The organism is Brasilonema octagenarum UFV-OR1, from assembly GCF_963888615.1.
GTDB classification, from domain to species: domain Bacteria; phylum Cyanobacteriota; class Cyanobacteriia; order Cyanobacteriales; family Nostocaceae; genus Brasilonema; species Brasilonema sennae.
The window spans coordinates 1-18436 of sequence record NZ_CAWPKW010000056.1; the positions used below are offsets into that span (position 1 = coordinate 1).

Genomic DNA, 18436 nt, shown 5'->3' on the forward strand with positions numbered 1-18436 from the left:
CGTAAGCGTGTCCCTTTGGGACTTACAAAGTAGCGTCTGGGCAGGAGATACCCGATAGCCCTCCGGGTTCGCCAGTCGCCTGGCTGTCGGGAGACCCTCCCGCAGCGCTGGACTCACCGTAAGGCGTGGCCGTTCCCACTAGGGCGAACCCGAAGGGTTATCGGTGTCGTGTCCCCTATTCCCTGTTCACTGTTAAGCGTTCCTTGTTAAGCGTGTTTGCTGAAAGTAAGAGGAAACTTTTGATTAAAGTCTGATACATACTCTTTATGAGTTCCCGCGTTCTTTGTACAATATGACGGTTGTACTAAGTGGCGGACTGTGATTGAGCGTTATACCTTGCCCGAGATGGGCAATCTCTGGACAGAAGCATATAAGCTAAAAACTTGGCTGCAAGTAGAAATTGCTGTTTGTGAAGCTCAAGCTGAGTTAGGTTATATTCCAACTGCAGCAGTTGAAGAAATTAAAGCAAAGGCGAATTTTGATCCAAAGCGGGTGCTGGAAATTGAAGCTGAAGTCCGCCACGATGTGATTGCTTTCTTGACAAATGTCAATGAATATGTTGGAGAGGTGGGGCGTTACATCCATTTGGGTTTAACAAGTTCTGATGTGCTGGATACAGCTTTAGCGCTGCAACTTGTTGCTAGTCTGGATGTGTTGATGCAACGCCTAGAAGATTTGATTGAGGTTATTCGTCAAAAGGCTAAGGAACATCGCACGACGGTGATGATTGGGCGTTCTCACGGTATTCACGCTGAACCGATCACTTTTGGTTTTAAGTTGGCTGGGTGGTTGGCAGAAGTGTTGCGACACCAAGAACGTTTGAAAATTTTGCGTGAAACAATCGCTGTGGGTAAGATGTCTGGTGCGGTGGGAACCTATGCCAATATTGAACCTCGTGTGGAGGCGATCGCCTGCCAAAAACTCGGACTCAAACCGGATACAGCATCGACACAGGTGATATCGCGCGATCGCCACGCCGACTTTGTGCAGCAACTAGCCTTACTCGCCGCATCCATAGAACGCTTCGCCGTCGAAATTCGCAACTTACAAAAAACAGACGTTCTAGAAGTCGAAGAATTCTTCTCCAAAGGGCAAAAAGGTTCCTCAGCAATGCCCCACAAACGCAACCCCATTCGTTCAGAAAGACTCACAGGAATGGCGAGATTAGTTCGCTCTCATGCTGGTGCTGCGTTAGAAAATATCGCACTCTGGCATGAAAGAGATATTTCTCATAGTTCCGTAGAAAGAGTAATTCTTCCCGACTCTTGCATTTTGACTCACTTTATGTTGGAAGAAATAACCAAGTTGGTGAAAAACTTGCTGGTTTATCCAGACAACATGGAACGGAATATGTACTGCTATGGTGGCGTCGTATTCAGCCAGAGGGTACTGTTGGCACTGATAGATAAAGGAATGAGCCGTGAAGAAGCTTACGCAATTGTGCAAGAAAACGCTCACACCGCTTGGAACAAACTAGACGGTAATTTTCATGAATTGATTGTCAAAGACTCTCGCGTTACCCAAAAGTTATCGTCAGGAGAAATTGAAGAGTGTTTTGATGCACAGCAGCATTTAAAACATTTAGAACAGGTTTATCAAAGATTGGGAATTTAGTTTGGAATGAGGTGCGTAACTGCTGCGTAACGCACCCATTTTTGAAAGTAATATCAACATTCTTTATTCACAAATCTGCCTTCAGGGCGATCTAGTTACAGCTGCAACCAGGTAATCTTTGATTTGTAGGTAACAATATTTCATATATCGTTGTATGTAAGGGGTGAATGTAGATTCTGTACGCAGCATACTGTTAAAAGAATCTTCATTTTTATATTTATTGGGTGTTTGTCTGTAACCGGATGTACCTCACAAAAAACTCAAGCAACTGACGGGGTAGAATACAAAACTCAGGTTGTCGGTTGGGTAGAAAAAGCAAGGATTCCTGGTGTTGCTCAAGAGATCAAAGTAAAGCTTGATACTGGTGCCAAGACCACGTCAATTAATGCTGAAATTTTAGACAAATTCAAGTGGATGGAAGACTAGTGCGATCGCCTTTTCAATATTCTCAGTTTTCTCGGTTTCGCGATCGCACAAGGTTTTGATACGATGTTTTGACAACAAGTGATTTTTGCAATATTGTTGTTGTATTGAACACATCCTGTTCTTAACCTCATAGGAACACATCATGAAAAATACCATTTTGACGACAAACTCCGGTCTCAGTGACAACGAAAACACCACGAACAGCAAACGACAAAACCAACGAAACCACAACCTACTTCAAATCGACGACGAGTGGGAGGGACTGACAGACGAGGATCTGCGAGCAATATGGGGCGGCAGCGTTAGTCTTCTCCAACAAGTGGAGGATGTGGTAGGAGGGAACGAGCTAAGTGTGAATGATTTACAGCAAGCGTTATTAGATTTAAATATTCTTTAGTGATTCGTATTAGATTAGCGTTTTATTACCTCACTCGTGCAACTTCGGTCAAACGCTCTATTTGCAAGGACAAACTTCTTTACCACAGTAGCCACTTCGGGGCTTTCGGATACCTGGAACTGCTCCCAAAGTGTTAACTAGACGATCGCAAGCTTTACCAGAGACAGGCGATAGTCTTTTTTTGTTGGTGACGAAGATTTTACCGATGGTAAATTTAATCGTCCCAGTTTTTGATGAAATAGCTTATCAAGGTGTTCCCGATATCCGCGTGATTGTCTATCGGGGGGTTCCAGCAATGGCAATGTTGCGTCTCCCCACGCGGGCTTCTGACGGTAAGGCTAATTTACACAGAGGTGGCGTTGGTGTTGGTATTGATCTCTCAACAGGCACAACGCTAGCTGGTATCCAGAAAAACCACTACATTGAAAAACATCCTGAAACTGGGCATTCATTGCGCGATCGCCAGATACCTCACTGGCAAACAATATTAAACATGGCTGCTAAATTGGGCGATAAAACAGAGTTTGGCTATCTCGGCGTTGACATTGTTCTTGATCAGCAAAAAGGTTCACTTTTACTAGAAATTAACGCCCGTCCTGGACTTGCAATTCAAATTGCTAATCAACAAGGGCTAATTGGGCGACTCAAAGCAATTGATCATGCCTTGCCAAAACTTTCAGGAATTCCAGAAAAAATTGCCTTTGCACAAGAAGCATTTGCAGTAGAAGCCAGTTCAATTAATGTGTTGTCTGATCTTTACAAGTAAGTTCTTGGGTTCATAATGCTCCCACAACAGAAAACTATTTACCAAACTTGGCATACAAAGCAGGTAAAACTACCAATGTTAATGCCGTAGAAGTAAACAAATCACCTAATTCGGCATGGGGTGCGATACGCCAAGGGCGTCTGCGCCCTGCGCAATCGCCTGCCAAAAACTCGGACTCAAACCGGATACAGCATTAACACAGGTGATATCGCGCGATCGCCACGCCGACTTTGCCCAACAATTAGCCTTACTAGCCGCATCTATAGAACGCACTGATATAGCAATCGCCAACTCTATTAGGACATATAGCAGGGAACAGGGAACAGGGAACAGGGTTGAAAATCTCGTAATGTCCGTATTTTCTCATTCGTTCATGTCCTAATCTACCTGGCAACGGCTATAACTGTTAAATTTCTTGAAATATTTTATAATTCCCACAAACGACTTCTACACAGATATCTCCTTCCAAACGAAAATAAATGAGTGATGAATCTGTCTCAATGCTTCCCTTTGAATCCTTAAATGGGTAAGACAAGGCTGATAAAATTTGACTTTCGCCTTCCTCGATTTTCTTGAGTTCGACCTCCCCTACCCAAAAGCAAAAATCTTCATCATCTGTATTTAGAGGCTGAGAAATCACAAGGTGAACGATTCGATAAAGTTCAATCTTCGCATCACCAGATTCGGGACCAAAGGTAAACTCAAGGCGCAATCCGAAATTTTGAGGAAGTAAGGAAATTCCAATGAGATCAGCGCTTTTCAAATCTTCCAAAAAGGTTGTTATATTTTGGGCAATGCTTATAGTCATGGAATCACAATTTTTCCGGTACTATGTGTATTTGCTCCAGGGATAAATTGTATTTTGCTACCAAATTTGTCGTACCTGCGAGGGTAATATTTTCTATTATTACCTTTAATCTTTGGCTCGGTACGAACAATTTATCCATTTGGTCTAATATGAATTACACTGCCATCTGGATGCTCATAGGTTTCATATCCGCCTGTTGTGGAGGTTTGAAATTCAAAGCCTTGATTGGTGAGTATTGTTCTTGCTTCTGACCTAGTTTTTCCTGTTAGATTAGTAAGCTGCTGGGCGGCTAGATTCATCAGTGAGAAAGGACAATTCGTTTTGTAATATTTGTTTTGTTCATTGAGTATTACACATCAAAGATACAACCACTTGTGTTTCCTCTGATCATGCAGTGTTAATCCCCTTGCACTTAAGTAGATAATTTCAACTTTTGGATCGAATTGAGCAGGACTTGAAAATAATTGGTGATGGGCGATAGCTTGGCGCTCTGCCTGGAGCGCAGATTGCATGAATACACAGGCAATACGGTTCGGTTGCTTGTTTTTTTTCTCAAGGAAGATCCCCCCAACAGAGTTAAAAAGGGGGCTTATAACCCTCTTTTACCCCCTTAAAAAGGGGGTCGCCGCAGGCGGGGGGATCTTATCCGAACCGTATTGAATAGACAGGTATTTTTCGCTCACAATTCAATAACCCGCAAGTTGGCTTATTAGATTTGAACTAACCTGAAAACTGAAGCTAAAAATCCACTTATCACTATCAAACCGAGTATATACAGGATTTGGGTAGTACGTTGAGCCTTAACTAAGATTTCCTGGTAAGAAAGTTGATAATTTCTAATCAGAAAGAAGGCTGGAGGACTAAAGATTTGAGGTAGCAATCGATTGAGTAAAAATCGCAGCAAAGTGTTGACATTCCAAAGCTTTGTGCGAAGGGGAGCTTGGTTATACTGCCAAGGAAAAGCAATTTGGGCAAGACGTATCAAAGCTTTGACATCAGCAAACCGTAAGGATTCGTATAAAGGTAGAGCACCAGAGATGTCATCATCATTTTTAGAAAGTGCTTCGTTGAGGACACACACATCTTCTAATGCAGAATTGACTCCTTGTCCAATGTCTGGAGGAAAGCAATGGATAGTGTCCCCTAACAAGACTACCCCAACTGTAGAAGAGCGATCGCCCATTCCTTGATTTACTTGTTTGTGTCTTAACTCGAAGTGCAATCCAGAACAATATTGGGGAGGAGGAAAGTAACCGCCTTCACTGGAAGCAAATCGAGCAGCTTCTTCAGGCGAAACTATTTGGTGTATAGGCAATTGTGGAAAGGCTTGCTCAAGAAAGTTATACACCTGTTCACTATTTTTTAATTTCCATATCTCATGATTTGGTAGTCTAATGATATTTGCACTACGAAATTCATCTGGATTTTTAATCGGTAATAAACCAAGGGATAATGTTCGCCTGCTGTCTCGGAAAGCGCTACGAACTGCGTATGACATAGTACATACAGCGTGTTCCTCACCACTATTATCTAACGGAAAATTTGGAGGTAAACTTAACACTTTATACCTCAACTTTGAGCTAGGCGAAGGAAAACACTTCATCTCAAATCTATCTGATGTAGACTTGTCCCACTCTTTCAAAGTGTTTCGGACAATAGAGTAAATGCCATCACAACCAACCAGAAGCTGAGGCTCAAATTTGGCAACCCTACCATTCTGTGTTTGGCTAACAACTTCAAGCTGTTCACCCTCTGCGTTTTCTTGGGCTATCTTATTGATTTCAACACATGTTGTATTAAACAGTACAGTGATCTTGTCTTGCCAATTACGTTCAATTTCTTGATATAGCAAAAGAACAAATGCCCTTCGGGGAATCCAGTAAGCTGTTTTTTGCTTTGGATCGACAAAAGGTAGTTTAAATGTTTTTTTGCTTCCGTTGGCTTTGATTTCTGTTAGATAAAATTCTTTACTGGGAACGCTGATTTCTATTAGCTTGTCAGTTATTCCAAGGAAGTCAGTAAATTTTTGACCCCGACCATCAATGAGATAATTGAATGATTTGTCGGGTTCATAGTAATCAGCAGTGGCGCGTTTTTCCAAAACTGTAATATTTGTCCAACCACGTTTGGCTAGCATTAATGCTGTGGCAAGTCCTGCTGGACCTCCCCCAACAATCAATACATTTTGGCGAGAATGATTGGTTTTCTCTGCTGCACGAGTATCGGTAAGCATATCAATGTTGGTGTTGGCATCTGCAATTATTTTCAATATTAGATAAAATATCTCGCTTTAACTCTTACTTTGGTTTTAATTCCCTTGGGGGGAAGTGGGTGATTTCAACTTGCGAATCCCTGTACAAGCAATATCCTGATGTTCTATTGTTTCAATCCCCTTAACGGGGAATAAATAATTTCAACTCAACGAAAACTATGGTGTGCGATCGCGCATCAAATTGAGCGTTTCAATCCCCTTAACGGGGAATAAATAATTTCAACGCCATTGATAGTTTTATTCTCGTGTCTATGGGGGAAGTTTCAATCCCCTTAACGGGGAATAAATAATTTCAACTGTTCCAGCAAACTCAAGACCGTTCTCTCGAACTGTTTCAATCCCCTTAACGGGGAATAAATAATTTCAACCTCTTAGTTGATACTTTTCGGGATTTAGGCTTTTGGGTTTCAATCCCCTTAACGGGGAATAAATAATTTCAACCCTGTAATCTAGCCTGTACCTTAACATTACTAAGTAGTTTCAATCCCCTTAACGGGGAATAAATAATTTCAACATTTCGGATTTGCTTTCATTGAGATTTTCAGCAGCGTTTCAATCCCCTTAACGGGGAATAAATAATTTCAACTGTAGACAGTAGACAAGATTTACCTTATATACAAAGTTTCAATCCCCTTAACGGGGAATAAATAATTTCAACATAGAATCACTGCCGAACTCAGTTTGAAATTCATCAAAGTTTCAATCCCCTTAACGGGGAATAAATAATTTCAACTGGTTTTGGATTAATAACTGCGGCGAACGTTTACCAGTTTCAATCCCCTTAACGGGGAATAAATAATTTCAACGGTAAACAAACTAGCCGAATGCATCTCAAATAATGTTTCAATCCCCTTAACGGGGAATAAATAATTTCAACCTCTTCTATTCTACAGCTACTTTTCTGATTCTTCTTGTTTCAATCCCCTTAACGGGGAATAAATAATTTCAACTTTTAAGGCGTAACTCTTACATAATTCCATCCAAGTTTCAATCCCCTTAACGGGGAATAAATAATTTCAACTGCTGTCATATGAAACCCATGACCAATTCAGTTTTCGAGGTGCGGTTGCGCGGATGTATAACAAAAGTACCATTTCAGCGATCAGGTGTCAAGTAGTGCCAATTTCAAAATAGCCTCAAACTCACTCCTGGCAAAGGTTCTAGCGATTGCGCGGATGCCGTTTTTTTGAAAAACTCTCAAATTCAGAGCTGATAAGCCTTTGAGCCGCAAATGTCCTTTTGACTTTTCAAACACCTACCCATCCGCGCAGTCTTTCAAAATTCTGAGGTTTTATTAGGAGTAATATTACGTGGATAAGTCAGTTTCCAGCTTTGTGGATCTTTTAATTCATTGTACATACCCTGGAGGATTAATCTGAAAGCCGTTCGAGTTCTGATGTAGTCCCTGATCAAATGCGTACCTGGTTCAGCAAAAATCCCATCAACTTCTTGTAACGTGCCAAATGGTTTTTCACAGTTGCTGCCAGCACCTTTTACAGTTAAAACAAAAAATGGGGCATCCTTGTATTTATCTGGAACCATAAAAATTCCATACACTTGATGTTCACCACGCCACGGCTGAACAACGACTTTGGTTGCATACACATCGTATTTTCCAAATCTTGGTCTCAAAACGGCTTTGATGTTGCAATTAGAATCATCTACAGGAAACCATAAATAAAGTGTTGTCAGGCTTGTTAGTAACAGAAGCAATATAAAAGTAATATAGTTGTGTTTCCACCACATAAGGTTAAAGAATTCGTGATTCACCATTACTAAGTTAATGACGAATCACGAAAAATTGCACAGCGACTTGACTACAATAACCCAACCAGGTGCAGTAGACCGTGACCTGTAACGAGTTCGATAATTAATGCTATGAAGCCTAACATGGCAATACGACCATTCCAAACTTCTGCACTACTTGTCATACCCCACTCCCAACCCTCTGGCGGGTAAATTCTCACCTTCTTCTTCCATTGGGTGGCTTGGGCGAACTTCAGACTGGGGGCTTTTAATGCATCGAGAACCAAATCAGCTAGGGCTTTGATAAACACCGGATGTGTGTTGAGTGCAGGTACGCGACGGAAGTTGTGAATTCCAGCTTCTTCTGCAAGTTCGCGATACTCAATATCAATCTCTTGTAATGTCTCGATGTGTTCTGAGACAAAACTGATGGGTACGACAACCAAGTCTTTGACGCCTTTTTCCCCTAATTCCGGGATAGCTTCTTCTGTATAAGGTTGCAGCCATTCCACCGGACCAACGCGGCTTTGGTAAGCTAAGACATGGGAGTTTGGTCGATTGAGGGTTTGCATAATCAGATGAGTGCATTCCTCAATTTCTTGCTGGTAAGGATCGCCTGCTTCTTCAACGTAACTTTTGGGAACGCCGTGGGCGCTGAAGAAAATTTGAGCTTCATCAGGATTGGGACACTGTTCTATTTGTTGATCAATCAGCTGCGCCATTGCTTGCAGGTAGCCTGTAGATTTGTACCAAGAGGGAATAACAGTGTAATCAATCAGCTGAAGTTTTGGGTTTTCTTGCCAAATTTTGTCTAAAAGCCGGAAGCTGGAACCACTAGTACTGATAGAAAATTGTGGATACAAGGGTAAGATGACAAGACGGTCGATGTTATCTTGGGTAATTTTGGCGATCGCCTCTTCGGTGTAAGGATGCCAGTAACGCATACCCACGTAAATTTTAGCGTCTTGTCCCAAGTCATCCAACTGTTCTCTTAAGGCTTCTCCTTGAGCTTCGGTTATCCGTCGTAACGGTGAACCGCCGCCAATTTGCTTATAATTTTCTTGAGATTTTTGAACACGCCTTGAGGAAATCCACCAAGCTAGGGGTTTCTGCAACCAGGTAAACGGTAGGCGAATGATTTCGGGATCAGAAAATAGGTTATAGAGAAATGGCCTAACATCTTCTAATTTGTCAGGACCACCGAGATTGAGTAATAACACGCCTACGCGACCCATAGCTATTAAAATCCCCCAATCTTTTCAGCTTTTTTACTAATGTTAACAATATATCCTGAATAAATATCTAAGTTAACGATAAGAGGAAAGGTTGTGGCTACAATTTTGAGGAATTGGAGTTACCGCTATCAATGGTTCTACGATAGCATCTCTGGTTTAGCGGCTCTGAGTGTAGGCGGTGAGCCAGCGCGTTGCGGGGGTTCCCCCCGTTGTAGCGACTGGCGAACCCGTAAGGGTGAGGGGCGTTTGAGGCAATTAGCTTTGCAAGGATTAACAATTTCAAAAGATACCAAAGTTCTAGATTTATGTTGTGGTAGTGGTCAAGTCACACAGTTTTTAGTGAAATTGTCACAAAATGTAACAGGTTTAGATGCTTCCCCATTATCCCTAAAACGGGCACAGCAAAATGTTCCCCAAGCTAAATATGTGGAAGCTTTCGCGGAAGATATGCCATTTGCAGATCATGAGTTTGATGTAGTGCATACAAGCGTCGCACTGCATGAAATGGAGCAACAGCAACTGCGGCAGATTCTCCAAGAAGTAAACAGAGTCTTGAAGCCAGGAGGCGTGTTTACACTCGTGGATTTTCATAATCCTACCAATCCCTTATTTGTGCCTGGAATTTGGGTATTTTTGTTGTTGTTTGAAACACACACGGCTTGGCAATTGTTGAAAACTGATTTGCCTGCGTTATTAACAGAGATTGGGTTTGAAGTTGGTGAACCGAAGTTGTATGCAGGTGGGAGTTTGCAGGTGATACAGGCGAAGAAATGAGGTAAAAAGACGACGCAGAGTCGTCTGAATTAGGATCGGGAGGATCCCAAATGTCCAAATTTACAGTTCGCCCTGGTGATTGAGCAACCATTCACAGTTGGCGCAACCAGGAAGCTTCTTCCAAGACAGCTTTCAAAGAAAGCAGGTTTTTCCGGTTAAACCAATGTTTCAAAGCTTGCTTGAACTTTCCCTGTGCTGCTGCTTGCACTCCGTCACTAACAGCAACGCCGATATGTTGCATGACACTTGAGTCACGGTAGCAGTCCATCATACACGCTGTACACCCATCACGAACTCGCTGTGAGCCGTCAAACTCTGTGATGTGGCACAAGGGCTGATCCCAGTTGTGACAACGGTAGAGGTTAAGGTGCCAGTCTAGGTAAAATAGCTTCCAGCCACCAAGACAGGCGAATTGCTCTGGTTCACCACTTAAGTGACGCTGCATATCTTCTATAGAACTGGTAGGATTTACGACGCGAAAATCACGTTTGAGCGCTTTGACGTTCTCGAAGCGCTCATGCAATTCCTCAACAGTGTAGTCCACCAAGTGCGACTCTGCATAACCAAGGTAGGATGATGCCAACGTAGTGAGTGGATACGAGAAGGTGACGCTGTCAAACCCAAGTGACTTTAAGAATGGTGGGAGCTTTTGGTAATCTTCTATCAGTCGGCTCATGGTGACTGAGGCGGTTGTACCGATGCCTCGGCGGCTCAAATGGACATTGGCATCGCGGATGCGATCGCACACTCCCATAAGTCCTCGGTTCTGTTCGTGTTCCAAAGCCGCAGCAGCATCAATAGAAATAAAAACTCCTAAAAGCCCTGCATCAGCCATCTCGTCGATGCGTTTTGGCGTCAAGAGCGAACCGTTAGTCACAAGCATCGGTGCCATACCGATACTAGACGCATGAGCTATCATTTCTGTCAAGTGGGGATGGAGCATTGGCTCACCACCCACGTAGATGAGGAAATATACCCCATTGCGATAGAGAATCTCCGCCGCAAGCTTTGCATCATCTAGGGTTACAGAATGCCTCAAATCTATCGGCAACTTATCTACTGCAAAGTTGCAGAACCCGCAACGAGCATTACATGCACTGGTAATGGCGAATTGACACGTGGAAGGTCCACCATCTAAAAATCCCTGTAGCGCCATTTGCCACAATGACCGTCTTTTTGACTGCAAAACCGAGTTACTATGAGGCATCTTATACTTTTTTGTTAATAATATTCACAGGAATTATACTGGATTTTAGTGACTAGTTTTTTTTATCAAACTCCACCTTACCGTAATCCAGTTTTATAATCCTATCTGCTACATGAAAATAGCGGTCATCGTGGGTAATTGCCAGTACAGTTTTGCCTTTATCTCTCAGTTTTGGTAAAAGTTGAGTGTAGAAGATTTCTTTAAATACTGGATCTTGGTCAGCCGCCCATTCATCAAACAGATAAATTTGTCTATCTTCTAAATATGCTGTTAGCAAGCCAAGTCGTTTGCGCTGCCCTTGTGAAAGATTTGTAGTCGAAAACTTGCCATTTTTTACTTTGACTTTATGGTCAATCTGGAGTAGCTTCAAGTACTCTTGAGCTTGAGTATCTAAGTTAATATTATCTAATCCTAAAAGTTCTTCAAATAAATAGAAGTCCGAGAAAACGACAGAAAAATGTTGACGATACCACTCTCGATTTTCTTCGGTAATCAACTCTCCATCAAACAAAATTTTTCCACCTTCCGGAATGTAGAGTCCTGTAATAAGTTTAGCGAGAGTCGATTTACCGCTGCCATTTCCTCCAACAATGAACACCAGTTGTTGAGGATAAAATGTTAGGTTAATAGGACCGATAAGAAAGCTGCTGTCTTCTAAATCTGTACGATAAGTATGAGTCACATCCACAAATTGTAACTCGTGCCAAGAAGACTTGCTTTCTGGTGGAACGGTTGATTGTTCAGCTTGGTTTGCCAAAGATAAACCCAGTGACTCTATCTTTTGCAAGGCTATGCTAGCTTTACTGATTACGGGGAGGTTCTCCACAAGGTTGTTCATTGGCATCATCAAGTATGTAAAAGTCAAGATGTAGCCAGAAAGAGTTTGACGACTGATGGTGAACAGATGCGGAAGTGCAAACAGCACAAAACCAATCGCGAAAAAAAACAAAAGTCTTCCCCAACTCGTTGTTGATGTAAAGAAAGTTAAACCTTCAATGCTGTGACGGCTGAATTGGGCTGCGGTTGATTGCAGATTCTGAGAAAGGAAGACCTGACGCCGTTTGTGGTGTAATTTGAGTTCTTTTACTCCTTCAGTTATGGTACGGAAATGCTTAAATAATATATCTTGATCATCTCGTGCAAGAGCAAGGAATTTCTCTCCTCTGACTAACAACCACTGGGAACTACCAATTGCTACCACTGCAAGTCCTATAACCATCACAAGTACAAACCACGATAGCCAAGTAATATACAGTAGGCAACTTGCTACGATAGCAATATCAATACAAAGGTAAGGCAGTTGGTGTACAGCATTAGCAACTGTCTGCACATCTTCAGTGAGGGTTGCCAAAATTCGGGGATTTCCTATCTGTTCCAAATGACTCAACCCGGAAGAGAGAATCTGGCGACTCAAGCGCATTCGCAATTGGAAGACAGCATTTTGAGATAAGCGAATCAGCATCACCTGAGAAATCACACTCGTAATCAGTGCTACGAGTGCCAGCCCGAGAAAAGCCCAAGCCAGAGTCGTGAGGCGTTCACCATTGCTGCCACTTGCTGCAGTGCTGATCAGGGCGATGAGGCTGGCGCTGCTACCGCCACTGAGAAATCCGGTGACAATTGCGATCGCCACCATTCCCCAAGAAGAACGCAGGAGAAAGTAAATCAGATTCATGAGAGGGAAAAGGGAAAAGGGAAAAGGGAACGCTTAACAGGGAACTTTGACTCCAAAGTTATATCTTAGGTCATACACTAATGTGCAGATCATTCATAATACGCGCACATTGCTGGCGTCTGAGACAACCAATCTATTTTTCTATGCTTTTGACAACTTCTTTGAGTCTGACTATCATTCATTTCCTATTATTCATCCTTTGTATATCGGCTGTCTTGTTTTACTGTTATGGAATCTATGCAGCGTTCGCCTTCTTCCATCATCCCCATCTCGGAAAGCTAAATTTCCACCCACCCGTTACTATCCTCAAGCCCATTTGTGGTAAAGATGACGAAACATACAATAACTTGGTTTCTTTCTGCCAACAGAAGTACCCAAACTATCAAATTGTCTTTTGTGTTCGCGATCCATTAGACTGTGGCATACCAGTTGTCAAGCAAATCATTCACGAGTTTCCAGAATTAGATATTGAGTTAGTCGTCTGCGAAGACATCATTGGAACTAACCCCAAGGTGAGCAATTTGGCTAACGCCATCACCAAAGCCAAACATGAAATTTTGGTGATTGCTGATAGCGATATCCGAGTTGGAATAGACTATCTCCAAAGAGTCATCCAGCCACTACAAGACAAGAGTGTTGGTGTTGTTACTTGTTTATACCGTTCTGTAGCCAAAGGATGGGTAACCATTTTGGAAGGTATTGGAACTGGTACTGATTTCCATGCTGGTGTCTTAGTCAGCAATTCCCTAGAAGGTATCAAGTTCGCCTTTGGTTCAACGATTGTGATTCGTAAAGAAGTGTTGGATGAAATTGGGGGATTTGGGGCGATCGCCGATTATCTGGCAGACGACTTTCAACTCGGCTACTTACCCACTCAAGCAGACTACAAGGTTGTCCTTTCCGACTACATAGTTGACCATGTATTGGCATCTAGCACTATAGCAGATTCCATCCAGCGTCAAATTCGCTGGGCACGTTGTATACGAGTTTCTCGCCCTTGGGGTTATCTGGGACTGATCTTTACTTATGGTACTGTCACAAGCTTACTACTGCTAATGGCTACAGGTGGATCAAGAATCGGTTGTGCTGTGTTAGCTACCACTTGGGTGATGCGATTAGTCATGGGCTGGGTTGTTGGCGTTAGCTACCTTCAAGACTCTTGTGTGCGAAACTTTTTCTGGATTGTTCCTCTACGCGACGTTATAGCTTTTGTCATCTGGTGTTGTGGCTTATTCGGCAGCACAATTGAATGGCGCGGGCGACGATTAAAGCAGACAAAAGGCGGTAAGCTAGTGGAAATAACAGACGATTTTGCAAAAGTCTTATCAAGTTAGCGGTTGAGATTTGTGGAGTGCATGCACTATGGATGGTGAGGTAATGTCACGAGAAAAACCCCTTTCTCAAAAGACGACTCGGAATACCCGCTACATTCCGCGCCATCATAAACGCATCTTATGCATCTTTCCCAAATACAGCCGCTCGTTTGGAACCTTTCATCATGCATACCCCTTGAGAGGAAATGTTCGGGCTTTTATGCCACCACAAGGGATTTTGGTTGTCGCATCTTATTTACCTAAAGAGTGGGAAGTCCGCTTTATTGATGAAAATGTGCGATCGGCAATCAGGGCTGACTTTGTCTGGGCTGATGTGGTGATTGTGAGTGGGATGCATATCCAGCGACCACAGATGAATCAAATTAATGAACTTGCCCACCGAGAAGGTAAAATCACTGTTGTAGGTGGTCCTTCGGTGTCTGGTTGTCCAGAATATTACCCAGAGTTTGATATTTTACAGCTGGGTGAATTGGGAGATGCAACTGACCAAATGATTGAGTATTTGGATCTACATAGCAATCGCCCCCAAAAGCAAATTCGCTTTGAAACCAAAGAACGCTTACCCCTAAATGAATTTCCGATTCCGGCTTATCACCTGCTGAATTTCGATCAATATTTCCTTGGCAATATTCAATTCTCCAGTGGTTGCCCTTATCACTGTGAGTTTTGTGACATCCCTGCATTATATGGAAACAATCCCCGTCTCAAAACTCCAGAGCAAGTTCTCGCTGAACTAGATGCGATGCTGAAATACGGAAACCCAGGGGCAGTGTATTTTGTCGATGATAACTTTGTGGGTAATCGCCGTGCTCTCATGCAGTTGCTTCCGCACCTGATTGATTGGCAAAAGCGCAATGGCTATCCGATTCAATTTGCCTGCGAAGCCACATTGAATTTAGCGCAGAGTCCCAAACTTTTGGAAATGATGCGCGAAGCGTATTTTTGTACAGTTTTCTGCGGTATTGAAACGCCAGAAACGGAAGCCCTCCAAGCTATTTCCAAAACTCACAACCTCAGTATGCCAATTCTCGAAGCAATCAAGGTTTTAAATAACTACGGCATGGAAGTTGTCTCTGGAATCATCATCGGCTTTGACACAGATACACCAGAAACCGCAGACAAAATTCTGGAATTTATTAATCTGTCTCAAATTCCTATGTTGACAATAAACCTACTTCATGCATTACCAAAAACAGCATTGTGGAGTAGGTTAGAACAAGCAGGACGACTTGTGTCTGATGAAAATCGCGAGTCGAATATCGAGTTTCTCATGCCTTATGAACAAGTCGTTGAGATGTGGCGTCGCTGTGTGACAACTGCATATGAGCCGGAATTTCTTTATCAGCGGTATGCCTACAATATGGAGCATACCTACCCTAACCGCATAGAGGTTCCCAATAGTCCTGCTCGTGCTTCTTGGGCAAATATTAAGAAAGGTTTAACAATTATGAGCAATCTCCTGCTGCGAGTAGGTCTATTGGGTAACTATCGCAAAACTTTTTGGAACATGGCACTACCAGCATTGAAAGCTGGTAAAATCGAGCAACTGATTCACGTTGGATTGGTCGGACACCATCTGATTAAGTTTACGACCGAATGCGCCAAGAAGGAAGAATCAGCTTCTTTCTATTCCCAAAAGATACGCAAGACTGTTCACACCTGACCGAAGTTCGTGTCCTAATCTACCTGGCGACTGCTATACCTCTCGGAGTTGACATCTCCCTGCACCTAAAGGTGCAGGGAGATGTCAAGGATTTAATTTTTAATTGGTTTGACTCATTTTGGAGTTTGCTTACACACACTGAGGCGTTGGGAAAAAACAGGTATCATTAAGGCAATTAGAACGCCATCAGGTCAAAGGCGATATGACATCACGAGCTACACGGGTATATCAGCAAACAGAGGAAATGGGGCAACTATCACTTATGCCCGTGTTTCAAGCCGTGGACAAAAAGCTGATCTTGATAGACAAGTTGCAGTCCTTAAAAACCTCTACCCAGACTCAGAACTTATCACAGACATTGCTTCCGGACTCAACTTCAAAAGACCGGGACTTAAAACCCTTTTGGGACGAGTGCGTGAAGGCAATGTCGGACTTGTTGTGGTTGCCCACAAAGACAGACTCGCTCGTTTTGGGTTTGACCTCATCCAATGGCTCCTACAGCAAGACAACACAAGACTCGTGGTTCTCAACCAAGACAACCTTTCCCCAGAGCGAGAAATGGTTGAGAAACACTATCTTTTCCAAGCCAAAGATTTTTTAATTCTTTCTTAGCTTTGATTGCTTGCACCATCGCATCAAATTGATTGTTGACCAGAAGACCAGACTCCACGGTTTGAGTCATACTAATAATGCTTTGCTTTTTGGCTTCTTGTTGTTGAACAATAGCAACCACGCTAATTACAGTTGTCAACGCCGCTAGAGTCAAACCAACACCAGCGAAGATTCTAGTTCTTGTTAATTGGCGATCGCGCACCCCCACACTAGCATCAATAAACTGATTCGCATCATCATTAAACCCGCCCAAAACTTGATGAAAATTGTCATCCTTCTTCAGTTCTAAAATCTGCTCTAACTTTGAACCACTCCACAGTTCATCTTCTGGTTTCTTAATTTTCCATCGCTTAACATCTTCGTAAAGACGGTTACGCAAAGCAATACCTAGACGATTTTTCTGAATCCAGCCACGTAACTCATCCCAACAAGTCAGTAAAATTTCGTGGGTAATTTCAATTGTAGAATCAGATTTTTCCAACTTTGAGGAACTAAATAAACCCTTTTTTGAAGAATTCTCCAACAACTCAGCATTACTCACCAACAAATTCTCATTCACCAATTTTAACAACACAGCACGCTCATCATCCCCAAACTCAGATAAAAGCGCCCTTCTGCGAACAGGTTTCCACTCTATACCAAATTCAGCATTGTCACCAATCCCTACCAACTTGAGAAATATTCTCTGTACCGCCAGCTTTTCCGATGACGACAACTCTTTATAAAGATTATCTACGTGCTTTTGCAGCGCACCCGTAACACCGCCGATATTTTGATATGTACTAATATTCAAAGTCCGGTCATTGATACTACCAGTTTTGACTTCTTCTGACCATAATAAATTTAAAGTATACTCCAACAAAGGTAAATAACCCGCTTGTCCCTGAATCGAAGCAATAATTGTATCTACTAATCCTGCTTCAAAAACGACTCCGTGATGCGCTGCTGGTTGTTCGATTGCTAAACGCAACTCGTTTGGCTGCATTTCTACAATCATCGGGCGATGCTTTTGTGTTACTTCCACAAGTTGAGGAAATTCCCTTAATCTTTCAAAAAAATCAGCGCGCATTGTTGCTATAATTTTCACCTTCGGCAACTTAGCTTGACTCAATCTTATCAAACCATTGACAAATTCGTCACGCTTGCTTTCATCGCTGATAGCAAACAATTCTTCAAATTGGTCGATAAAAATCCACCAAAAATCATCAGGTTTCTTGAGTTTGTCCACTACCTGAATTAAAGTTTCTGACTTCACCTCGCGAGCCATTATCGCTTCTTTTTGCGAATACTTATTACCAAGCAAACTAGCATAAAAAGACTCAAACGGATCAGCATCTGGGGTAAATGTTAAATTAATAAATGCAGTTCCATACTTTCTTTCTAACCAGGGAATCAAACCCGCCCGCACCACAGAAGATTTTCCGCTACCGCTTGCACCCAAAAGTAAAATTAAATTGGTATGTTCTAATTCATCCACCAAAGTTGTAATAAAATTATCACGACCAAAAAATAACTCTTTATCTCTTGACTCAAATGGTTTTAAACCTTTATAAGGAGAAGTTATAATTAATTCGCGAGCGGTAATCGCCTTCTCAGAAATTTGCAAAATCTCGGTTTGATTAAAAGTGAGTACATTCCCCTCACCATGCACACTGTATAATGTGCCCTCTACATAATCACCAGAGTTGTTATAACTTCCTGAAAAATTCCCACCTATGTATCCACCTTGAATGCGCTTGTTATCATTGGTGTTTCCTACTGATTCTTGATTTTCAGGCTTTTCATTTTCTGCCATAGTCTTATTTAAATAAAGTTATTTAACAGGAAAAAAGTCAATGACCGCATTCAACAAAAGTGTATTATGGCTTAATCACAGAAACCTCGCGGGATGTGGGAAGCTCAGAGTC

General features: G+C 42.3%; 16 protein-coding genes, 1 pseudogene and 1 CRISPR repeat array. Of the genes and pseudogenes, 9 read left to right on the forward strand and 8 right to left on the reverse strand.

The genetic code is table 11. From position 1 onward, the window contains the following. The first annotated feature begins 318 nt into the window (after positions 1-318). The 5 genes and pseudogenes from purB to AC5590_RS04510 all read left to right on the forward strand — a co-directional run. Positions 319-1614: an adenylosuccinate lyase gene (purB, locus tag AC5590_RS04490; protein WP_169263211.1), complete on the forward strand. Its 1296-nt coding sequence runs from the start codon at positions 319-321 to the stop codon at positions 1612-1614. A gap of 228 nt (positions 1615-1842) precedes the next feature. After that, positions 1843-2040, forward strand: coding sequence for a putative ATP-dependent zinc protease (locus tag AC5590_RS04495; protein ID WP_246162802.1), 198 nt, complete (start codon positions 1843-1845; stop codon positions 2038-2040). 142 nt (positions 2041-2182) lie between these two features. After that, a complete protein-coding gene (locus tag AC5590_RS04500) occupies positions 2183-2437 on the forward strand; it encodes a hypothetical protein (RefSeq protein ID WP_169263213.1) in 255 nt (84 codons plus the stop codon). Positions 2438-2567: 130 nt separating this feature from the next. Beyond that, a complete protein-coding gene (locus tag AC5590_RS04505) occupies positions 2568-3203 on the forward strand; it encodes a sugar-transfer associated ATP-grasp domain-containing protein (RefSeq protein WP_348982677.1) in 636 nt (211 codons plus the stop codon). A gap of 151 nt (positions 3204-3354) precedes the next feature. Continuing rightward, a pseudogene (locus tag AC5590_RS04510) lies at positions 3355-3507 on the forward strand (adenylosuccinate lyase); the annotation flags it as partial. A gap of 102 nt (positions 3508-3609) precedes the next feature. Here AC5590_RS04510 and AC5590_RS04515 read toward each other — a convergent pair. From AC5590_RS04515 to hemH, 5 genes are all read right to left on the reverse strand, one after another. Further along, the gene (locus AC5590_RS04515; protein WP_169263214.1) at positions 3610-4011 is read right to left on the reverse strand and encodes a hypothetical protein; all 402 of its coding nucleotides are present in this window, start codon (positions 4009-4011) and stop codon (positions 3610-3612) included. A 131-nt stretch (positions 4012-4142) separates the two neighbouring features. Then, the gene (locus AC5590_RS04520) at positions 4143-4310 is read right to left on the reverse strand and encodes a PASTA domain-containing protein (protein WP_169263215.1); all 168 of its coding nucleotides are present in this window, start codon (positions 4308-4310) and stop codon (positions 4143-4145) included. Positions 4311-4720: 410 nt separating this feature from the next. Then, the gene (locus tag AC5590_RS04525) at positions 4721-6244 is read right to left on the reverse strand and encodes an FAD-dependent oxidoreductase (protein ID WP_169263287.1); all 1524 of its coding nucleotides are present in this window, start codon (positions 6242-6244) and stop codon (positions 4721-4723) included. 148 nt (positions 6245-6392) lie between these two features. Beyond that, positions 6393-7304: a CRISPR direct-repeat array (repeat unit 37 nt; unit sequence GTTTCAATCCCCTTAACGGGGAATAAATAATTTCAAC). Positions 7305-7558: 254 nt separating this feature from the next. Next, positions 7559-8056, reverse strand: a complete 498-nt coding sequence (locus AC5590_RS04530; protein WP_248277125.1) for a hypothetical protein — start codon at positions 8054-8056, stop codon at positions 7559-7561. Positions 8057-8100: 44 nt separating this feature from the next. Next, on the reverse strand, positions 8101-9264 hold the full coding sequence (gene hemH / locus AC5590_RS04535) for a ferrochelatase (protein WP_169263216.1): 1164 nt from the start codon (positions 9262-9264) through the stop codon (positions 8101-8103). Positions 9265-9357: 93 nt separating this feature from the next. Here hemH and AC5590_RS04540 point away from each other — a divergent pair, with 93 nt between their 5' ends. Continuing rightward, positions 9358-10038, forward strand: coding sequence for a class I SAM-dependent methyltransferase (locus AC5590_RS04540; RefSeq protein ID WP_169263217.1), 681 nt, complete (start codon positions 9358-9360; stop codon positions 10036-10038). Positions 10039-10129: 91 nt separating this feature from the next. Here the strand turns inward: AC5590_RS04540 and AC5590_RS04545 are convergent, their stop codons facing one another. Continuing rightward, a complete protein-coding gene (locus AC5590_RS04545) occupies positions 10130-11245 on the reverse strand; it encodes a radical SAM protein (protein WP_169263218.1) in 1116 nt (371 codons plus the stop codon). A 52-nt stretch (positions 11246-11297) separates the two neighbouring features. Further along, the gene (locus AC5590_RS04550; RefSeq protein WP_169263219.1) at positions 11298-12920 is read right to left on the reverse strand and encodes a cyclic peptide export ABC transporter; all 1623 of its coding nucleotides are present in this window, start codon (positions 12918-12920) and stop codon (positions 11298-11300) included. A 143-nt stretch (positions 12921-13063) separates the two neighbouring features. On the opposite strand from AC5590_RS04550, the gene hpnI reads away from it, so the two are divergent. The 3 genes from hpnI to AC5590_RS04565 all read left to right on the forward strand — a co-directional run bounded on the left by hpnI (position 13064) and on the right by AC5590_RS04565 (position 16529). Further along, positions 13064-14254, forward strand: coding sequence for a bacteriohopanetetrol glucosamine biosynthesis glycosyltransferase HpnI (gene hpnI / locus AC5590_RS04555; RefSeq protein ID WP_169263220.1), 1191 nt, complete (start codon positions 13064-13066; stop codon positions 14252-14254). Positions 14255-14282: 28 nt separating this feature from the next. After that, entirely contained in the window at positions 14283-15917 is a 1635-nt protein-coding gene (locus AC5590_RS04560) for a B12-binding domain-containing radical SAM protein (RefSeq protein WP_169263221.1), read from the forward strand. A 108-nt stretch (positions 15918-16025) separates the two neighbouring features. After that, positions 16026-16529 carry an IS607 family transposase gene (locus AC5590_RS04565; protein ID WP_211178263.1) on the forward strand — a complete coding sequence of 168 codons (504 nt, stop codon included), beginning with the start codon at positions 16026-16028 and terminating at the stop codon, positions 16527-16529. Here the strand turns inward: AC5590_RS04565 and AC5590_RS04570 are convergent. Then, complete coding sequence (locus AC5590_RS04570; protein WP_169263222.1) at positions 16444-18324, reverse strand: nSTAND1 domain-containing NTPase; 1881 nt, start codon at positions 18322-18324, stop codon at positions 16444-16446. The two genes, AC5590_RS04565 and AC5590_RS04570, sit on opposite strands and share 86 nt — an antisense overlap. Positions 18325-18436: the final 112 nt, after the last annotated feature.